General features: G+C 67.6%; 17 protein-coding genes. 10 read left to right on the top strand and 7 right to left on the bottom strand.

What is annotated here, in order from left to right; translation table 11 throughout:
* Positions 1-57: 57 nt before the first annotated feature.
* A complete protein-coding gene (locus tag V5F26_RS06070; RefSeq protein WP_394058755.1) occupies positions 58-1,212 on the bottom strand; it encodes a DNA recombination protein RmuC in 1,155 nt (384 codons plus the stop codon).
* An 81-nt stretch (positions 1,213-1,293) separates the two neighbouring features.
* On the opposite strand from V5F26_RS06070, the gene def reads away from it, so the two are divergent.
* The 5 genes from def to recN all read left to right on the top strand — a co-directional run bounded on the left by def (position 1,294) and on the right by recN (position 6,752).
* Positions 1,294-1,812 (top strand): peptide deformylase, encoded by a 519-nt coding sequence (def, locus tag V5F26_RS06065; RefSeq protein WP_394946935.1) that lies wholly within the window; start codon positions 1,294-1,296, stop codon positions 1,810-1,812.
* 27 nt (positions 1,813-1,839) lie between these two features.
* The gene (gene fmt / locus V5F26_RS06060) at positions 1,840-2,763 is read left to right on the top strand and encodes a methionyl-tRNA formyltransferase (RefSeq protein WP_394946934.1); all 924 of its coding nucleotides are present in this window, start codon (positions 1,840-1,842) and stop codon (positions 2,761-2,763) included.
* 259 nt (positions 2,764-3,022) lie between these two features.
* On the top strand, positions 3,023-3,760 hold the full coding sequence (truA, locus tag V5F26_RS06055; RefSeq protein WP_394946933.1) for a tRNA pseudouridine(38-40) synthase TruA: 738 nt from the start codon (positions 3,023-3,025) through the stop codon (positions 3,758-3,760).
* Positions 3,761-4,181: 421 nt separating this feature from the next.
* Positions 4,182-5,048 (top strand): outer membrane protein assembly factor BamD, encoded by an 867-nt coding sequence (locus V5F26_RS06050; RefSeq protein WP_234053941.1) that lies wholly within the window; start codon positions 4,182-4,184, stop codon positions 5,046-5,048.
* Between the two features lie 6 nt (positions 5,049-5,054).
* On the top strand, positions 5,055-6,752 hold the full coding sequence (gene recN / locus V5F26_RS06045; protein ID WP_394946932.1) for a DNA repair protein RecN: 1,698 nt from the start codon (positions 5,055-5,057) through the stop codon (positions 6,750-6,752).
* A gap of 868 nt (positions 6,753-7,620) precedes the next feature.
* Here recN and arfB read toward each other — a convergent pair.
* Both arfB and olsB read right to left on the bottom strand, forming a co-directional pair.
* Entirely contained in the window at positions 7,621-8,043 is a 423-nt protein-coding gene (gene arfB, locus V5F26_RS06040) for an alternative ribosome rescue aminoacyl-tRNA hydrolase ArfB (RefSeq protein WP_234053911.1), read from the bottom strand.
* A 110-nt stretch (positions 8,044-8,153) separates the two neighbouring features.
* Entirely contained in the window at positions 8,154-9,266 is a 1,113-nt protein-coding gene (gene olsB / locus V5F26_RS06035; RefSeq protein ID WP_394058767.1) for a l-ornithine N(alpha)-acyltransferase, read from the bottom strand.
* A gap of 332 nt (positions 9,267-9,598) precedes the next feature.
* On the opposite strand from olsB, the gene V5F26_RS06030 reads away from it, so the two are divergent.
* A complete protein-coding gene (locus V5F26_RS06030; RefSeq protein ID WP_394946931.1) occupies positions 9,599-10,195 on the top strand; it encodes a hypothetical protein in 597 nt (198 codons plus the stop codon).
* 237 nt (positions 10,196-10,432) lie between these two features.
* On the opposite strand, the gene V5F26_RS06025 is transcribed toward V5F26_RS06030, so the two are convergent.
* Positions 10,433-11,230 carry a DeoR/GlpR family DNA-binding transcription regulator gene (locus V5F26_RS06025; RefSeq protein WP_394058771.1) on the bottom strand — a complete coding sequence of 266 codons (798 nt, stop codon included), beginning with the start codon at positions 11,228-11,230 and terminating at the stop codon, positions 10,433-10,435.
* A gap of 373 nt (positions 11,231-11,603) precedes the next feature.
* On the opposite strand from V5F26_RS06025, the gene V5F26_RS06020 reads away from it, so the two are divergent.
* Entirely contained in the window at positions 11,604-11,966 is a 363-nt protein-coding gene (locus V5F26_RS06020) for a EutQ-related cupin domain-containing protein (RefSeq protein ID WP_234053915.1), read from the top strand.
* Between the two features lie 108 nt (positions 11,967-12,074).
* Here the strand turns inward: V5F26_RS06020 and V5F26_RS06015 are convergent, their stop codons facing one another.
* Both V5F26_RS06015 and V5F26_RS06010 read right to left on the bottom strand, forming a co-directional pair.
* Positions 12,075-12,620, bottom strand: coding sequence for a copper chaperone PCu(A)C (locus V5F26_RS06015; RefSeq protein ID WP_394946930.1), 546 nt, complete (start codon positions 12,618-12,620; stop codon positions 12,075-12,077).
* Positions 12,621-12,744: 124 nt separating this feature from the next.
* Positions 12,745-13,140 carry a hypothetical protein gene (locus V5F26_RS06010; RefSeq protein WP_394946929.1) on the bottom strand — a complete coding sequence of 132 codons (396 nt, stop codon included), beginning with the start codon at positions 13,138-13,140 and terminating at the stop codon, positions 12,745-12,747.
* A gap of 236 nt (positions 13,141-13,376) precedes the next feature.
* Here V5F26_RS06010 and V5F26_RS06005 point away from each other — a divergent pair, with 236 nt between their 5' ends.
* Both V5F26_RS06005 and V5F26_RS06000 read left to right on the top strand, forming a co-directional pair.
* A complete protein-coding gene (locus V5F26_RS06005; RefSeq protein WP_394946928.1) occupies positions 13,377-13,724 on the top strand; it encodes a DUF2946 family protein in 348 nt (115 codons plus the stop codon).
* 173 nt (positions 13,725-13,897) lie between these two features.
* Complete coding sequence (locus tag V5F26_RS06000; protein ID WP_394946927.1) at positions 13,898-16,114, top strand: TonB-dependent receptor; 2,217 nt, start codon at positions 13,898-13,900, stop codon at positions 16,112-16,114.
* A gap of 93 nt (positions 16,115-16,207) precedes the next feature.
* Here V5F26_RS06000 and V5F26_RS05995 read toward each other — a convergent pair whose 3' ends face one another.
* Entirely contained in the window at positions 16,208-17,572 is a 1,365-nt protein-coding gene (locus V5F26_RS05995) for an MFS transporter (RefSeq protein WP_234053922.1), read from the bottom strand.
* Positions 17,573-17,927: 355 nt separating this feature from the next.
* Between V5F26_RS05995 and V5F26_RS05990 the strand changes: the two genes are divergently transcribed.
* Positions 17,928-18,974 (top strand): aldo/keto reductase, encoded by a 1,047-nt coding sequence (locus V5F26_RS05990; protein WP_234053942.1) that lies wholly within the window; start codon positions 17,928-17,930, stop codon positions 18,972-18,974.
* The last annotated feature ends 63 nt before the right edge of the window (positions 18,975-19,037 follow it).

Raw genomic sequence — 19,037 nt, 5'->3', positions numbered from 1 at the left:
GGATTCGTTCACCGGCGATGTAGAATCAGGCAGTCGGACGATTTGCGCAAGATGTAATCATGCATCGGCCCCACCCTCCGGCTGGAGTGGCGTGGTGAACTCCAATTGTTCCAGGCGCATGCCCCGTTTGGCGATTTTGTCGGCGGAGACGAGCACCCGGGCCACATCATCGCCCACCTGGCCGAAATGGCGGGAGAGCTCCCCCACCCGCTCACGCAGGCGGCCCACATCCGCCACCAGCGCTCCGACCTCTGCGCGAATGCGGTCCGCCTCTGCGCGCATGCGCGCATCCTTGGCGATCGCCTGCACCAATTGCACCGCGAGCATCAGCAGCGATGGGGAAACGAGCACGATGCGCGCCCGGTAGGCCGCCTGCACCACCCCGTCAAAATGCTCCTGGATCTCGCCATAGACCGATTCCGACGGCACGAAGATGAGGGCAATGTCCTGCGTCTCCCCCGGCAGAAGATAGCGCTCCGCCACATCGGTCACATGCTTCATGAGATCCGCCTTGAGCCGGGCGGCCGCAGCCTTTCGCGCCTCCGCCGAGGGCGCCTCCCGAAACGCGGTCACCGATTCAAGGGGAAACTTGGCGTCGATGACGAGGGGCCGCGCGTCGCCCGGAAGGAAGATGACGCAATCGGGCCGCCGGCCATTCGAGAGCGTATATTGGAACGCGAACGTGTCGTTCGGCAGCCCGTCGCGGATGAGCGCTTCCATCCGCGCCTGCCCAAAGGCGCCGCGCGCCTGCTTGTTGGCCAGCGTGTCCCGCAGCGAGACCACCTGCGCGGAGAGGTCGGAAAGGCTGCGCTCCGCCTTTTCCACCATCACCAGCCGCTCGGCGATACGGGTCAGCGTCTCGTGGGTCGCGCGCGCGGACGCGGTCATGCTCTCGCCCAGCCGGTACGAGGTCGCGTCCAGCCGTTCCGAAACCGCCCGCGCCAACTCGCTCTGGCGCTGGGAGAGCACCTCCGCCAAACTCTGCACCCGCCCCGCCGTCTCGTGCTGGATACGCGCGAGGTCGCGCATGCGGCGGTCGAACTCCTGCCCCCGCAGCGCCTCCTCGGCCGCCAGCGCGGCGCGCGCGGCCCCCGAGCGCCACAGCCCCACCACCACCGCCGCCAGCAGCGCCAGCCCCGCCGCCAGCGCGGCAGCCAGGGCCTCTCCCATCAGGACCGGATGGCCGGCAAGGGTGAACAGCACGTCAGACATGCACTTGCATAGCCCGATTCGCACGCGGAACAAAGATGGAACATCTTGACCGCGGGCGCGGCTTCGCTTATTTCCCTTCCAATGAGCACGCGACCGATCCTCATCATTCCCGACCACAAGCTGCGGACCACCTCGGAGGCCGTCGGCAAGATCGATTCCGAGATCAGGAAGCTGGTCGAGGATATGTTTGAGACCATGTATGACGCGCCGGGCATTGGCCTGGCGGCCATTCAGGTTGGTGTGCAGAAGCGGGTCATCACCATCGACGTCGCGCGCGAGGGCGAGGACAAGAAGCCCGTGGCGCTCATCAATCCTGAGATCATCGCGGAATCGGAGGAAACCTCCGTCTACAGCGAAGGCTGCCTCTCCATCCCGGATTATTACGAGGAGGTGGAGCGGCCGGCGCGGGTGGCCGTGCGGTTCCAGGACATTGACGGCGCGGTGCGGGAGGTGGAGGCGGACGGCCTGTTCGCCACCTGTGTCCAGCACGAGATCGACCACCTCAACGGCGTGCTCTTCATCGACCACATCTCGAAGCTGAAGCGGGACCGAGTGATGAAGAAGTTCACGAAAGCCTCGCGGCGGGTTGCCGTAAGCTGACGCATCGACCTCTCTCGGACCGTTTTCATGCGCATCGTCTTCATGGGCACGCCGGATTTTGCTGTGCCCACTCTCACCGAGATCGTCGGTCGCGGCCACGATGTGGTGGCTGTCTATACGCGCGCGCCCGCTCCGGCCGGCCGCCGGGGCCTCGACCTGACCCCCTCTCCGGTGCACCGGGTGGCCGACCAGTTTGGCCTCCCCGTGCTCACCCCCAAATCGCTGCGCTCGGACGAAGCGGCAGAGACCTTTTGCAGCCATCAGGCGGACGTGGCGGTGGTGGTGGCCTATGGCATGATCCTGCCGCCCGCAATCCTTGAGGCGCCGCGTCTTGGCTGCCTCAATCTTCACGGCTCGCTGCTGCCACGCTGGCGGGGCGCCGCGCCCATCCAGCGCGCTATTATGTCCGGCGACAAGGAAACCGGCGTCGCCGTGATGCAGATGGAAGCTGGGCTGGATACCGGCCCCGTTGGCCTGGTCGAGCGTCTGCCCATCGGCCCGGACACCACCGCCGGCGAGCTGCACGACCGCATGATGCTGGTCGGCGCCGACCTCATGGCGCGCGCACTGTCGGCATTGGAACGGGGCGGACTTGCCTTCACGCCCCAGCCCGAAGCCGGCGTGACCTATGCGTCCAAAATCGAGAAGGGCGAAACGCGAATCGACTGGTCTCGCCCGGCCCAGGAGGTGCACGACCACATTCGCGGCCTGTCGCCCTTCCCCGGTGCGTGGTTTCCGCTCGGCACGCCCGAGACGCGGGTGAAGGTGCTGCGGTCCACCTTGGCGGAAGGCAACGGCCTGCCCGGCGAGGCCCTCGACGATCGGCTCGCCATCGCCTGCGGCAGCGGCGCGGTGCGGCTGCAGGAGCTGCAAAAAGCCGGTAAGCAGCCCATGGCCGCCGACACTTTTCTACGCGGAAACGCCCTGCCACCGGGGAGCCGGCTCAACTAGAAATTGAATTCCGCTTTGAGGATCTGAAATAGCTCGGCTGCACTCGTTTTGTTGAGCTGAATCGACTGACTGATTTTCCCCGGGTTTTCTCGGGTTCCGCGGCCGCAAGTGTCGATCTGAAGGATTGGGCCATCCGGAGACTGAAAGCTAATAACCTGGGCATCCACTTCGTCGTGCACGCTGCACCGGCTTCTGTCATGCCTGACAAAATTAGCGATGAGAGCCATGTTTGCGAGTCTTCCTAACAACGTGGTGGGACGTGCCGCGCTATAAGCTGACCATCGAATATGACGGCACGCAGTTCGCCGGCTGGCAGGTGCAGTCCGCGCTCCCTACCGTGCAGGGCGTTCTGATGGAAGCCTTCCATCGCTTCTGTGGGCAGGAGGTGCAGGTTTCCGGCGCCGGCCGCACGGATGCGGGCGTGCACGCCACCGGCCAGGTGGCCCATGTGGATCTCGCCCGCGAGTGGCGCACCGACACCGTGCGTGACGCCATGACCGCGCAACTCCGGCCTCATCCCGTGGCGGTGCTCCATGCGGAGCGGGTGCCTGAGACGTTCGACGCGCGGTTTTCGGCCACTCGGCGGCACTACCTTTATCGCATCGTCAACCGGCGCCCGGATCTCGCGCTCGATCGAGACCGAGCCTGGCGCATTCCGCAAAAGCTGGACGCCGCGGCCATGCACGAAGCGGCGCAGCGCCTGCTGGGCAAGCACGATTTCACCACGTTCCGTGCCGCCGAGTGTCAGGCCGCCTCCCCAGTGAAGACGCTCGACCAGCTGGATGTCAGCCGTTCCGGGGACGAGATTCGGGTCGTCACCTCTGCGCGCTCCTTCCTTCACCATCAGGTGCGCTCGATGGTGGGCTCGCTGATGCGAGTCGGCGAAGGCCGCTGGAGCGCGGACGATCTTGAATCAGCTCTACACGCCACCGACCGCACCCGCTGCGGCCCCATGGCCCCCGCCTGCGGGCTCTATCTCGCGGCGGTGAGCTATTGAGCGGTGTCGTGGCAGGCCCGCCACAGGTCGGGGCCATGATAACGCCCGTAGCCACCTTCGCCACATTGCCGACCGAAAGGCCCGATACCGCAAATGTGAACGTCGTCCGGCATCAACCGGTCACGACGGTTTCAGGGGCGCGCGGGGGCGACGCGCGCATGAGCGAAGCCTCGGCCGGCCGGCGCGGCAGCTCCGCCCCACCTGGCAGCGATGGGAGTGGGGAAGGACGGGGATGGCCACAGGCCTTCACTTTCCCCCCGCCGCGATCCTGCTAAAAGGGGGCTCTTCGGGCGAGGTGGGGACCCGTTCGCGGGAAGAATACGCGTCAATGCAATGGTCTGAAGCATTTTGGCGGTTCATCGGGCCGCTGGAATGGTCTAGAAGAGCGGCGCCATCCGGCGCGGGACGGAACCTGAACGTGATGACTTTCCTCCACGAAGCGCGGCGCTTGCGCGCGATCGTCAAGGGCAAGGGCCGGGCTCTCAGCCTTGCCGTGCTGCTGGTGGGCGGCTCCCTGCTCTCCGCTTGCGCCAGCGACAAGGACGATGTGATCCCCCCCGACGAGCCGGCCGAGAAGATCTACAATGAAGGTCTGACGCTCCTGCGCAAACAGGAGCCGGAGAAGGCCGCCAAGCGCTTCGAGGACGTGGACCGCACCCACCCCTATTCTGAGTGGGCGCGCAAGTCGCTCATCATGAGCACCTATGCCTATTTCGAGGCAGGCAAGTACGACGAGGCGATCGCCTCCGGAAAGCGCTACGTGTCGCTTTATCCGGGCTCGCAGGACGCGGCGTACGCCCAGTACCTGGTGGCCTCGTCGCTCTACGAGAACATCCCCGACATCACCCGCGATCAGCGCAAGACCCGCCAGGCCCTCGACGCGCTGGAAGAGGTGGTTCGGAAGTACCCGAACACCGAGTACGCGGCCACGGCGAAGAAGAAGATCGAGGTCGCCCGCGACCAGCTCGCCGGCAAGGAGATGCTGATCGGCCGCTACTACCTGGAGCAGCGCAACTATACGGGCGCCATCAACCGCTTCAAGGTTGTGGTTACTCAATACCAGCGGACGCGACAGGTGGAAGAGGCTCTGTTCCGCCTCACCGAGGCCTATATGGCGCTCGGCGTGGTGAACGAGGCGCAGACCGCCGCCGCCGTTCTGGGCTATAATTTTCCTGACAGCCAGTGGTATAAGGACGCCTACAAGCTCGTGAAATCCAGCGGCGTCGAGCCGCAGGAGAACAAGGCGTCCTGGATCAGCCAGGCGTTCAAGAAGATGGGACTCGGCTGATCACCCATGCTGGCATCGCTCTCGATCCGGGACATCGTCCTCATCGAGAAACTCGATCTCACCCTGTCGGAGGGCCTCACCGTCCTCACCGGTGAGACGGGAGCGGGTAAGTCCATTCTTCTTGATTCGGTCTCCCTCGCCCTCGGCGGGCGGGGAGACGGAACGCTGGTGCGCCACGGCCAGCCCAACGGCCAGGTGACACTGGCTTTCGACCTCACGCCTGACCATCCCGCCCACGCGATTCTCACGGCAGCCGACCTGCCGGACGAGGACCAGCTCATCATCCGCCGCACCCAAATGGCGGACGGGCGCACCCGCGCCGCCGTGAATGACGCACCCGTGAGTGTGCAGACCCTGCGCCAAATCGGCGCGAGCCTGGTGGAACTGCACGGCCAGCACGCGGACCGCGCCCTGGTGGATCCCGCCACACACCGCGCGCTCCTTGACGCATATGGCGGCCTTTCGACCGAGGCCGCCGCTCTCAGCGGGCTGTGGCGGGCCTGGCGTGAGGCGCGCGAGGCCGCGCGGGAAGAGCGCGCGCGCCTGGAAGCGGCGGAAAAGGAAGCGGATTATATTCGCCACGCCGTCGAGGAGCTCACAGAGCTGGGCGCCGAAGCCGGCGAGGAAACCGCGCTGTCCGAGCGGCGCAGCAACATGATGCGCTCCGAAAAAATCGCCGCCGACCTCTCCGAGGCGCTGGACGCGGTGGCGGGCGGCTCCTCCCCCATCCCCTCTTTGTCGGCCGCGGTACGACGGCTGGAGCGCCGCGCGGGTGAATCGCAGGATGTCATTCGCCCCGCCGTCGAGGCCATCGACCAGGCCCTGGACGCACTGGAGCAGGCGCGCGGGCATCTTGAAACCGCCCTTGCCGATGCGGACTTCGAGCCGCGCGAGCTGGAGCGCATCGAGGAACGCTTGTTCGCCCTGCGCGCTGCCGCCCGCAAATTCTCGGTTACGCCCGATGCCCTCCCCGAGGTGACGCGCCGCTTTTCGACCCAGCTTGAGGACCTCGACCAGTCGGAGGCCCGCCTTGCGCGGCTCGATGCCGCCGCCATCGAGGCTGAACGAAGCTATCGCAGCGGGGCGGAGCACCTGTCGCAGGCGCGGGCCGCGGCAGCGCGGGCGCTGGATGAAGCGGTGGGCGCCGAACTTCCGCCGCTCAAGCTGGAGCGGGCGGAGTTCCTCACCAAGGTGACCAGCGACCCCGGCAATGCGGGGCCGGAAGGCCAGGATGCAGTGGAATTCTGGGTGCGCACCAATCCGGGTAGCCGGCCGGGCCCCATGATGAAGGTGGCGTCCGGCGGTGAGCTCGCCCGCTTCCTGCTGGCGCTGAAAGTGGTGCTGGCCGATCGCGGATCGGCGCCGACGCTCATTTTCGATGAGATCGACACCGGGGTTGGCGGGGCCGTTGCCGATGCCATCGGCCAGCGGCTGGCGCGGCTGTCCCAAAAGGTTCAGGTGCTGTGCGTCACGCACGCACCCCAGGTGGCCGCCCGCGCGCACAATCACCTCCTCATCGCCAAGGATGCGGTCCCGGCGGTGCCAGATGCCCCCGTCGCGCCGGGAGAGGCGCCGGTCACCACGCGCGTCGCGGCCCTGACACCGAAACTGCGGCGCGAGGAGATCGCCCGCATGCTCGCCGGCGCCACCGTCACCAACGAGGCCCGTGCCGCCGCCGACCGGCTTCTGAAGGCCGCGCGCTGAACCTTCCAGGCCCGCCGAAGATCGACAGGGCATTCGTTTCCGCGGAAGGGGCTTGGCTGCTCGAGGAACCCCCTTCTCAAGCACGCGCGTTCCGGCGAGCGATCCCGGATGCCGCCGGCCGCCCCCGAGAGGCAGCCACAGCGTTTTCGAGTGGCGTGGGAACCAGTAAGCTCGAATCCAGCGGGTCACACACAAAAGCTTACTGTTTCAGGCTTTCCCGAACACCCGGACGGGTCGCAACGACTGCCGTGGTCACGCGGCTCCGGCACCCGCTGAGGCGCCCCCTGGGGGCCTGTGAGCCAACGCCCGCTGGCTCCAAAGCGACACCGGAGCGGGCTTAGGCGGGCGTGACGCGATCGAGCTGTTCCGGCGTGTCGGCCGCCCATCGGCTGCTCAAGCGAGATGATTGGGGGAGACGACCGGCTGCGGGCCTTCAGGGACCAGCCAGCATCAAGAGCGGCAGGGGCCCAGGGGACAGGCGCCGGCCGCGGAAGGGCGTCTCCGGACCCGACGGCCTCCGCCCCGCGATTCGGAGCCCCGGCCTGGATGCGACAGCGCCTGGGCATCCCCTGCGAGCGGCCGTGCCGCGCGGGGGGATGCCCTAGCCCTCGGCTCGACAGAAGGCAGCGATTGCGGCCGCGGGGCCTGCGTCAGGCCGAGGCTGGTCAGCGCCGGTCGCCGGGACCGGCAAGGCGCCTTCAGGCGAGAGCCACAGGTTCCCGCCCGCATCCCGTGGCCCGCCGTTGCCGAGAGCGGTCGAGCGCAAGGCCATCATGACCAGCGTCGGCAATGAACGCCGGAACGCCAGGACCCGCATCTCGAAGCCCGCCCAGCCGGGTGCAGAAACCGGCCCGTTGCCATGGCCGGCTCAGTCCAGATGCGGCTTGCTCTGGCGCAGGCTCTTGATGTTGCCGCGGCGCTCCTTGGCGGCCAGACGCCGTTCCTTGGAGCCGAGGGTCGGCCGGGTTGGGCGGCGCGGGGGCGCGACGACCGTGGCCGAGCGGATCAGCTCCACCAGTCGCTCGATGGCATCTTCCCGATTGCGCTCCTGCGTGCGGAAGCGCTGGGCCTGGATGACGATGACCCCATCCTGCGTCAGCCGCCGTCCGGCGAGACGCGCCAGCCGTTCCTTCACGCCGTGGGGAAGATCTGGCGAGCGCGCCATATGGAAGCGCAGCTGCACCGCGCTCGACACCTTGTTCACATTCTGCCCGCCGGGCCCGGAGGCCCTGATGTAGGCGAACTCGATGTCGTCCTCGGAGATGGCGAGGCGCTGGGTAATCTCGATCATGGCGGGTCCGCAGGGTGACCGCCCCCTATAGCGCCGATGCCGCGCAAGAGCCACGCCCCGGCGCCGCGCGAGGGCGCGGGACCGGGCCCCGGCTCGCGCGCCAGCGGCGGTCAGATGGCGTGGCGGTTCGCCGTGGGGCCGAAATGTTCCACATAGCGCGGGCTGAGCACCGACACCGGCAGGATGATCAGCACGTCGGTGGTTCCAAACTGCTGGTCCACCACCGCCCCATCGCCCACGAAGCCACCCAGGCGCAGATAGCCCTTCACCAGGGGCGGCAGGCTCTGCAGCGCCGCCTTGGGAGAGATGTCCGCCTTGGCCATGCGGTTCATCTCCACCCGGCGACCGGGCAGCGCACGGGCGCGCCACTCCTCCGGCGCCAGTGCGTTGTGGTGCAGGAAGGAGAGCGGCAGGGCCATGGCGTCCGGGTCAGTGCCCTCAAGGCTGGCACAACCGAACATCACGTCAATCTTGTTGCGCAGAATGTAGGTCCACACCCCGTGCCACAGCAGCTCCACCGTGCGCTTGTTGCGGTAGGGCTTCAGCACGCAGGAGCGGCCGAGCTCCAGGAAGCGCAGGTTCGGGTGGGCGGCGATGATGGGCGCCACGTCGAACTCGCCCTGGGTGTAGAAACCGCCGTGGCGCACGGCCACGTCCTGCTTCAGCACCCGGTATGTGCCGACCACTTTCGGCTTGCGGCGGCCCAGCACCATCTTGCCGGCGTCATAATCCAGCACCAGCAGGTGGTCGCAGATGGTGTCGAAGCTGTCCATGTCGCGGCGGGCGAGGCGCGTGGCGGCATCCGGCAGCGCGGACATTTCCTCGTAGAACACCTTGTAGCGCAGGCGCTGGGCGCGGCGCACGTCGCGCGCCGTGCGCGCCAGGCGCACCTCAAGGGAGCCGAGCCGGCCGAGAACCAGCGTTTCGTCCCCGGGCACAGCCTCGCGGTGGCGGATTCCCGAATAGGCCCGCAAGTCGGCCACAAGCTTCTGCGGCGCGGGCATGGGGGGCCGCCCGGCGGGCGCCGCCTTGGCCTTGTCAAAGAAGAAGGCGAATGGCGCATCGCCGCCCGGCAGCGTCGTCCGCTTGCCCGCAGCGTCGGTGGCCTTGAAGCCCGGCCAGCGCGCAAATCCCTCTCGCGCCACCTCCTTGGCAGCGTCGAGGCCTCGCCCCACCATGGCCGGCAGATTGAAGCCGGCTTGCGTCTCACCGATGCGCTTCATGCGCCGACCCTCCCCGAGCCGCCGCAGGCGACGAAACCGTCATCTCGCGGGCCGCCCACCCTTTTATGACGCCACCGCGCGGCGCTCCGGGCAGGCCGGACGACCGAAGCGATGTTCGGAGCATGTCGCAACACGCATCCGAACGTGACTGTCACATTCACCATAGATTTCGGACGCGCGTGTGACAATGGTTTGCCCGTATTGACACGGCCTTAAGGCTGCCACGCGATTGTGGGCACGCCCCCGTTGTGACGACGGTGCGGTATCTGGCTTTATCTCGCCGCGGCGCGCAGACCGGAAAGGCCGGGGGCACCGCGCATTGGGGGATCATCATGAAGTCTCGTCTCGTGGCGGCAGCCCTGTCCGCTCTCGTGGTGCTGGGGGCGGGCAGCGCCGCCCTGGCCCAGCCGCAGCCCACCTCCAGCGAAATGGTCACCATTGCGGGGGTCGGCACGGTGCCCGTGCTCGTGTTCCAGGCGCGCTTCGTCTCCGCTGATCCGGCCACCCGCCGCATGGTGCTGGAGCTGCCGACGGGCAAGCGCTGGGCCGTCACCGCCCCCCTGATCCTCGGCGATCTCGAAGCCTACCGGAACAGCGAGCGCCTGCTCATCCGCGTGGTTCCCGGCGTCGTCACCGCCCTCGGCAAGGCGCGTCAGGGCACGCCCGGCGAAGTGCTCAGCGACGTGGCCATCAATGACGGCCTGCCCGGCTGGCCCGAGGGCTTCGGCATCCGCGCCGTCACGCTCACCACCATCTTCGTGGATGTGAACAAGCAGGCCGGCACCATCACCTTCGAGGGCCCGGACGGCGGCGTGCGTACCCTGCGCGCCGTGGATCCCAAGGTGCTGGCGGACCTGCAGCAGGTGCAGCCCGGCGACCTGGCCCAGATCAGCTACCTGGAAGGCATCAGCATCAACGCCGGCCAGTGATCCGCCCCCTCTCGCGAGGGCACGAACACCGGAACCCGGAGGGACGGCCCGCGCCCCCTCCGGGGTCTGCGGGCGGCGGACAGCCCGGCGCGCGGGCCGTGGATGGCGACGCCTTTCAAGCGAAGCAGATACCCGTCGCACGAATAAAGCGTTTGATATCAAGGCCTGAAGCATCCCGCGGCTCGGTGAAACCAAAGATGCTCCGGAGAAATCCGGCGGCGGCAAACGCCCGGCGCTTCAGCCTGCGCGCGTCTCCGCCCTGGGCGCCGCCACCGGCACGGACGGGGTGACGATGCGCACGCCCGAGGCCCGGCAGCGGGCGGCGAATTCGGGTGGCGGCGGGCCATCGGACACGATGGTATCAACGGCGGCGAGCTGGCACACGGTGACCGGCGCCTCGCGGCCGAACTTGGTGCGATCAGCGATCACCCAGGCTTCCTGGGCCTGCTGCATGGCCGCGCGCGCAAACTCCGCCTCGAACAGGTGGAAGTCCCCAAGCTCGCCGGCGAGGGTGATGCCGCCCACGGAAATGAAGGCGTAGCGCACCTGGAACTGGCGGATGAACTCGATGGTGGACGGCCCCATGGCCGAGCCATCCTCTCCCCCCAGCTCCCCGCCCGACATGAACACCCGGTTGCCGTTCTTGGAGGCGAGCCGGTGGGCGATCTGCACCGAATGGGTGACCACCGTGAGCCGCGAATGGGCCGAAAGCGCATCCGCCACGTAAGCGGAGGTGGTGCCATTGTCGAGGATGAGGCTGTCGCCGTCCTGCACCTGGTCGCGCACGATGGCGGCAACCGCCCACTTGGCCTCGTTGTTCACATGCATGCGGCGCTGGAAGGGCGGCTCCTCCGCCACCTCCGGAATCATGATGCCGCCGTGAAAGCGCAGCAGCGTGCCATCCTCGATCAGGGGCTGGATGTTGCGGCGGATGGTTTCCGTGGAAACCGACAGCCGCGAGGCGAGCTCGGTGATGGAATAGCTGCCCTTGGACCGCACCACCTGGAGAATTTCGTTCTGACGCTTGAGAGACATGGGTCAACCACAGTTTCCGGTGCCGCAGCGGAAGACACGCGGCCGGATATGGAGATGAATGCCACAAAACATCGCCGCTGTCAGGAGATCGGGCAGGATGTGCGTGCCGTTGCGGGCAGCTGGCCCCGCCTTCCCCGACCGCATACGGTGCCCACACACCGGGGCGCACCGGCCGTGGGACTTCTGCGCGCCCTCCGCCTTCCATGTACCGGCGCATAAAGCCACGCAAACGCACGTATTGCCAAATTCAATGTGCATTTCACCGCTGGTGATTTGCATTCGCCAACGGGCTGTGCTTGCCTCGATCAGCCCTCTCGCCCCGTTCGCGGGATCCGCGGCCAGCCGCGGGAGAGCGGGAGCACGGGACGGAAAGATGGCACCGATCAAGCTGGCGCGCGCGCCTCTCACGGGCGAAGGGGCTCCCAAGGTCCGCTGGTTCACGCCGCCGCCCACGGAGGGATGGACCGAGCCCGTCATCATGGAATGGGAACTTCGCGGCGAGGCCTGGAGCGACGCCCATGTGCATGATGAATACGCCTATGTGCTGGAAGGCCTGCTTTTTGTGACCTGCGACGGAGAGACCGTGGAGGCCACCGCCGGCGACATGGTGAAAGTGCCGGCCGGCTCCATCGGCCGCTATTGCGCCCCCGATTACGCCCGGCTTCTGGGCATCTACGCACCCAACCCCACCGGCGCGCCGACCACCCACATGGCGTACGAGCGGCTCGACGGCTGAGCACCGAGACGCTTCAGCATCGGGCGGACGCGGGGCTAATCAGCGCGATGAGCTCCGGCTCACAGGCGGCGGCGCGGCACCGCCCGTGAGCCGGTTCATCACGGCACCTCAGTGGCCGGAATGCTCTTGACCTGAATGGCCCTGGCTGGCAGGGGCATGGCCCGCGGCGCCGGCGCCCAGGCTCTCCACCTTGAACTGAACCGGCACGGTCCCCGCCTTCTCAAAGGTCAGCGTGCCGTCCACGGTCTCGCCCTCCTTCAGGGGCTGCTTCAGCTGCATGAACATGATGTGGTAGGAGCCCGGCTTCAGAGTCACGGTGCCGCCAGCGGGAATGGCGAGGCCATCGGGCAGCGGGCGCATGGTCATCACGCCATTGGTCACCGCCATTTCGTGGATCTCCACCTTGCCCGCGAAGGGCGCCGTGGCGGACACCAGCCGATCCGCCGTCGCTCCGGTGTTCTTCAGCACCAGATAGCCGCCGCCCACAGTGGCGCCGCCGGGCGTCGCGCGCGCCCACGGATGCTCGATCTCGATCGCGCCCAACTTGTAGTCGTGGGCCAGCGACGGCGCGACGGTGGCGGCCAGCGAGGCGGTCAGAACGCCGAGCGAGAGCGCGGCGGCGGAGAAGGCGGACTTCAGGGAAAGATTCGACATGACGAGCTCCTTGGCCCCCTCCCGTGAAGGGGGCGTGGGAAAGAACCGGCGGGCGGGCCACGGCGCAGAGCTGCGCGGCTACTGACGGCGCCGGTCGGATCAATGGAAAGGGGTGGGTCCGGGATCAGGCGGCCGGCGGCGGCGCCCGCGCCAGATGGGCGCTGCGGCGCCCCAGGGGCGGGGAAAGCTGCGGCTCAGACCCAAGGCGGGCAAGGCGCACGAAGGCGAGAAGAGGCGCCGCAAGGCCACCGCCCGGCGGCGTCGGCGCCAGGGTGTTGAGAAAACCGCAGCCGAGCTGGCAGCACGCCGGCAGGTGGCTGCCAGCGGGCGCATGCTCGGGCGCGGCGCCCCCGCTCGGGGTGCACAGCACGGTGCGGAAGCTGCCCGCGCGCTCCGGACCGACCGCCAGCGCGAGCACCGCCGAGGCCAGCACCAGCTGACCCACCAGCCCATAGGCGACGGCCAGGGCGATCGCGCCCCGCCATGCGGCCCATCCGGCTGCCGGCCCCCTGCTGCCCACGGCGTCTCCCTTTCAACCCATGCTCCGGTCGTTCCGCGGCGAGGCGAAACGGCCGGATGAAGTTCTTGCGCGTGAGCACAGCCAAACGCGCCGCTTCCGTCAAGCGCCCGATCACGCCTCCGACGCAACGCCGCACCCCGGAACCGGATCGTTGGCCTTTCCTTTTCGTCAGCCGCCGTGTTAGCCAGCAAAGCGGGGATGGGAGAATGATCGGGCGGCGCAAGGGATTCAGCACGATGGGACTGGTGGTGGCCTGGACGGCCGCCTATGCCCTCGTGTTCCAGATCATGCTGATGAGCGCCCTGGGCGCCAGCCTGGTGGGCGGCACCGCGCTCGCCACGCCCTTGTGCGTCGGCAGCCAGGTCACCGCTGGCGACACCGGCGGCGAACCGCAGAAAGCCGCGGCCCATTGCCCGCTCTGCCTGTCGCGGGTGGACGCGGCAGTGCTGCCGCCCCCCGTGCCGACACCGGAAATCGACCGCGTCGCCATAGAGGTGCATTATCGGGTCATCGTGCGCGACGGGCTGCGCACGGCGCAGCAGCGCCGGCCCCACCAACCCCGCGCACCACCAGCTTTCGCCTGATCTCGCGCCCGCCGCAGCGGGCTCCTTCGTCTCATCATTCAAGACCTGACGTGCGCGCCCCCGGGGTCGCCGCGCGGGCTGGCGTGTCGTTCGAGCAGACCCGGTCGCGCTCGAATCCGCCGGTGCGCGCGCCCTGTGGCTGACGCCACCCGAAAGCTTTCGTGGAAACACCCATGCAACACACAAACCCGCGCCTCCGGCGCGCCCTGCGCCTGTCGAGCGCCCTGCTCTGCCCAGCCCTTGCCGTCTTCGGCGCCACCATCCTGCCCGCCGCGGCCCAGGACAGGGGCGTTTCCCAGCTGCCCACCGTGGTGGTGCGCCCGCCCGCCGAGACGGCGAGCGGTGGCGACAGCGCGCCGCTGCCCGGAGACGGTGCCACCATCAGCGGCGCGGAAGCGGCCGCCGCCACCCTCTTCACCAGTGATTCGGGATCGCTGATCGACGCCATCCCCGGCGGCGCCTCATGGGGCGCGGGCGGCGTCTCCAGCCTGCCGGCGGTGAACGGCATGGGCGCGGACCGCGTGCAGGTGGCCATCAACGGCATGATCTTCAGCCCGGCCTGCCCGAACGAGATGAATCCGCCCATGTCGTTCGTGAATCCGGCCATGGTGTCGACCGCCAAGGTCTATTACGGCACCGCGCCGGTGAGCGTGGGCGGCGACTTCACCGGCGCCAAGGTGGATGTCAGCGTTGCCCCGGCCCGCTTCACACCGGGCGATCAGCTGCAGGTGTCAGGCTCGGTCTCCGGCTTCTACCGTTCCAACGGCAATTCCTATGGCGTGGACGCCAACGCCACCGTGTCCAACGCCGACACCAGCGTGACCTATACGGGCGGTTGGGCGCGCGCCAGCGACTACACGTCCGGCAACGGCACCACCATCAAGTCCACCATGTACGAGACGCAGAACCACGCGCTCTCCATCTCGAAGAAGCTGCAGGACAACATCTTCACCCTCCAGGTGGGCGGCCAGTTCATCCCCACCGAAGGCTTCGTGAACCAGTATATGGACCTGGTGGAGAACAAGAGCATCTTCGTGAACGGGCGCTATGAGGGCCTGTTCGACTGGGGCAAGCTGGAAGCCACCACCTTCTTCAACCGCATCCGCCACACCATGGGCTTCATCGAGCCGGACAAGGACGGCGACATGCCCATGGACACCCGCTCCACGGACATCGGCTATACGGTGAAGGCGACGATGGGCCTTTCCCCGGACACGCTCATGCGCATCGGCAACGAGGTCTTCTACAACAACCTGGACGACTGGTGGCCGCCGGTGGCGGGCTCCATGATGATGAGCCCGGACACCTTCTGGAACATCAATAACGGCCAGCGCCTGCGGGTCGGCACCTATGCCGAGTGGGAGAAGGAGCTGGCGGAGAAGTGGACCGCCAGCTTCGGCCTGCGCAATGACATCGTCTGGATGAATACCGGCGACGTGCAGGGCTACAATACGATGATGTACGGCGCCCAGGCCGACGCCTTCAACGCCGAGAGCCACGCCCGCACCGACATCAATTTCGACGCCACCGCGCTCCTGCGCTACGAGCCAAACTCCACCGGCCTCTATGAGCTGGGCCTGGCGCGCAAGACCCGCTCGCCCAATCTCTACGAGCGCTATGCGTGGTCCTCCAACGCCATGGCCATGAAGATGATCGGCTGGTATGGCGACGGCAACGGCTATGTGGGCAATCTGGATCTGGAGCCCGAAGCCGCCCACACCGTGAGCTTCACCGCCAATTGGCATGATGCCGCGCAGAAGGTGTGGCAGCTGCGCGTGTCGCCCTATTACAGCTATGTGGTGGATTATATCGACGCCGACCGCTGCTCGCTCGCGGGCTGCCTGAAGAGCCTGCCCAGCAATCTCTATACGACCGACAACTTCGTGTTCCTGCAGTTCGCCAACCACGATGCGTGGCTCTACGGCGTCAATATCGACGGCAAGCTGGCGTTGTGGGACAGCGACACGTTCGGCCAGGGGGCGTTCCGCGGCAACCTGAACTTCGTGCAGGGCCAGCGCACCGACGGCGTGAACCTCTACCACATGATGCCGCTCAACGGCACGGTGGCGCTGGACAATACGCTGGGCGCCTGGACCACCAGCCTGGAACTGCAGATGGTGTCCGCCAAGGTGCTGGTGAGCCAGGTGCGCAACGAGCTGGAAACCAGCGCCTATGCACTCCTCAACTTCCGCACATCCTATGAATGGCAGATGGTGCGCCTCGATTTCGGCGTCGAGAACATCCTCGATACGGAATATGACCTGCCGCTCGGCGGCGCCAACCTGGTGAACTACCGGGTGCCGTCCATGATGGGCACCTCCCCCGCCTGGGGCTACGCGGTGGCCGGCCCCGGCCGTTCCATCAACACCCGGCTCACCGTGAAGTTCTGAGCCGCACCCGGCCGAGGCCTCAGGCCTCCACCTCAACGAAAACGGGCGGCCCCTGGGCCGCCCGTTCCCCGTCATGATCCTGGAAGGCGCCCCTCAGGCGTGGATATCCATATCCCGCGTCTCCTTGCCGAGCAGCAAGGCGATGAGGGTGAGCACCGCCATGGCGGTGAGGTAGACGCCCACCCAAAACGGGCTGCCCGCCCCATAGGCCCAGAGCGCCACCGCGATGAACGGCGCCACCGCCGCGCCCAGGATGGAGGAGACATTGTAGGCGATGCCCGAGCCCGTGTAGCGCACATTGGCCGGGAACAACTCCGGCAGCAGCGCGCCCATGGGGCCGAAGGTGAGGCCCATGAGCGAGAAGCCGATGATGAGCCACGCCATCACCCCCGCGAAGCCACCCGCCAGCATGGGCACCCAGGTGAGGCCGAACACGGCGATAGCGAGCGTGATCCCGATCAGCGTGCGCCGGCGTCCCCAGCGGTCAGCCCAGGGGCCGGACACCAGGGTGAACAGGCCGAAGAACACGACGCCCACGATCATCATCAGCACGAAGGTGCGGTAGTCATAGCCCAGGCCCGGCAACGCGGCGGAGGTGGCGGCGCGGCCATAGCTCAGCGAGAAGGTGGTCATCAGATAGAAGAGCACATAGGTGGCGAGCATGTAGAAGGTGCCCAGGATCAGCTCGCGCCAATAGGTCTTCACCGCCGCCACCAGCGGCACGTCGTGCACGCGCCCTTCCTTCACCGTGTTGGAAAAGGCCCGGCTTTCCACCAGATTGAGGCGCACCCACAACCCCACCGCCACCATGACAACGGAGAACAGGAACGGGATCCGCCAGCCCCAATCGAGGAACTCCGCCGACGGGCGCGAGGGGTCGGAGGACGGCATCACTGCGGCAATGATGAGGAACAGGCCATTGGCGATGATGAAGCCGATGGGCGCGCCGAGCTGCGGGAAGGTGCCGTAAAGGGCGCGCTTGCCCTCCGGCGCGTTCTCGGTGGCCACCAGGGCCGCCCCGCTCCACTCGCCGCCAAGCGCGAAGCCCTGGGCAAGACGCAGGATCACCAGCAGCGCCGGCGCCAGCCACCCCACCATGGGAAAGGTGGGCAGGAAGCCGATGAGAAACGTGGCGATGCCCATGGTAAGCAGCGCCCCCACCAGGGTAATCTTGCGCCCACGCTTGTCGCCCAGATGACCGAAGAACACCGCGCCCAACGGCCGCGCCACCATGGCCGCGCCGAACACCGCGAACGAGGCCAGCAGCGCCACCGTGTCATTGCCCAGCGGGAAGAACAGGTGGGGAAACACCAGCACCGCCGCGGTGGCATAGACGTAGAAATCGTAGAATTCGATGGTGGTCCCCACCAGGCTCGCCAGAATGACCCGGTGGCGGGGATTGACGAGGGCCGGGGCGCCCTCGTCCGGAAGGGGGGCTGCTGATGCTGTGGATGACATGTCTTTGTGTTCCAAAACGTCTTCTGCCGCGTCCAGAGGGCGCAGACACCGCCGGGCGTCGACCGTGGCAGAAGCTTCGGTAATTTTCGATCGCGCAGAGGGTGCCTTTGGCGCGCTCGCGCGTTAGGTAACCGGTGCGGCCTGATAGATTATTGCGCGACATTTGGCCAGCCGTCGCAGCGCCTTGCACGGCCGCCCTGCATCCACCGCATGGCCGGCGGCACGATCCATGATACTGCCGCCCACCCTGCGCGGCATTCCCCTGCGCCAGCGGCTGCCCGTGGGCACGGAAATGCTCTAGGGTCTGCGCCAACCCACCATCCAGCCCCGATCCTCGCCCCGCGGAGCCCCCATGATCGCGTATCGTCCCCTTGGAGACAGCGGCCTCGCCGTATCGTCCATCTGCCTTGGAACCATGACCTTCGGCCAGCAGAACACGGAGGCCGAGGGGCACGCCCAGCTCGATCTCGCGCTCGATGCCGGCATCAACTTCATCGATACGGCGGAGATGTATTCCATTCCGCCCCGGGCGGAGACGCAAGGGTCCACCGAGCGCATCATCGGCACCTGGCTGAAGGCGCGCGGCAATCGGGACAAGGTCATCCTCGCCACCAAGGTCGCCGGGCGCTCCACCCAGACCTGGCTGCGGGCCGACGGCTCCAATCCGCGCCTCGACGCGCGCAACATCAACGAGGCCATCGACGCCTCGCTGCGCCGGCTGCAGACCGATTATGTGGACCTCTACCAGCTCCACTGGCCAGACCGCGCGGTGCCCCTGTTCGGCAGCCCCACCGCCACGCGCTCGGAGAACGACGCTCCGGAAGTCCCCATCGAGGAGACGCTGGCGGCGCTGGCCGATCTGGTGAAGGCCGGCAAGGTGCGCCACATCGGCCTGTCCAACGAAACCGCCTGGGGCCTCCACCGCTTCCTGATGGCGGCGCAGAAGGGCATCGGCCCGCGGGTGGTGTCGGTGCAGAATGCTTACAACCTCCTCAACCGCACCTATGAGGAGGGGCTGGCCGAATTCGCCACGCGCGAACAGGTGGGCCTGCTGGCTTATTCGCCGCTGGCGCAGGGCTATCTCACCGGCAAATATCTCAATGGCGCCCGCCCCGCCGGCGCCCGCACCACCCTGTTCAATCGCGGCCAACGCTATGAGAAGCCGGGCACGGAAGAGGCCATCAAGGCCTATCTCGCCCTGGCGGCGGAGCTGGGGCTGTCGCCCGTTCAGCTGGCCCAGGCCTGGGTGACCAGCCGGCCGTTCGTGACCTCCAACATCATCGGCGCCACCTCCGTCGCCCAGCTTCAGGAGACGCTGGCCACGGCGACGCTCGCCATCACGCCGGAGATCGAGGCGAAGGTGAACGCCGTGTTCCAGCTCCACGGCAACCCGGCCCCCTGAGGCCGGGATGGGCCCCGCGCAGGCGGGCCGGGATGGTGGCAAGGGCGTGGGGCGCAGCTCACG

This window comes from Xanthobacter variabilis, assembly GCF_043831965.2.
Taxonomy (GTDB): Bacteria; Pseudomonadota; Alphaproteobacteria; order Rhizobiales; family Xanthobacteraceae; genus Xanthobacter.
This window is presented reverse-complemented; position numbering and strand designations above follow the sequence as displayed.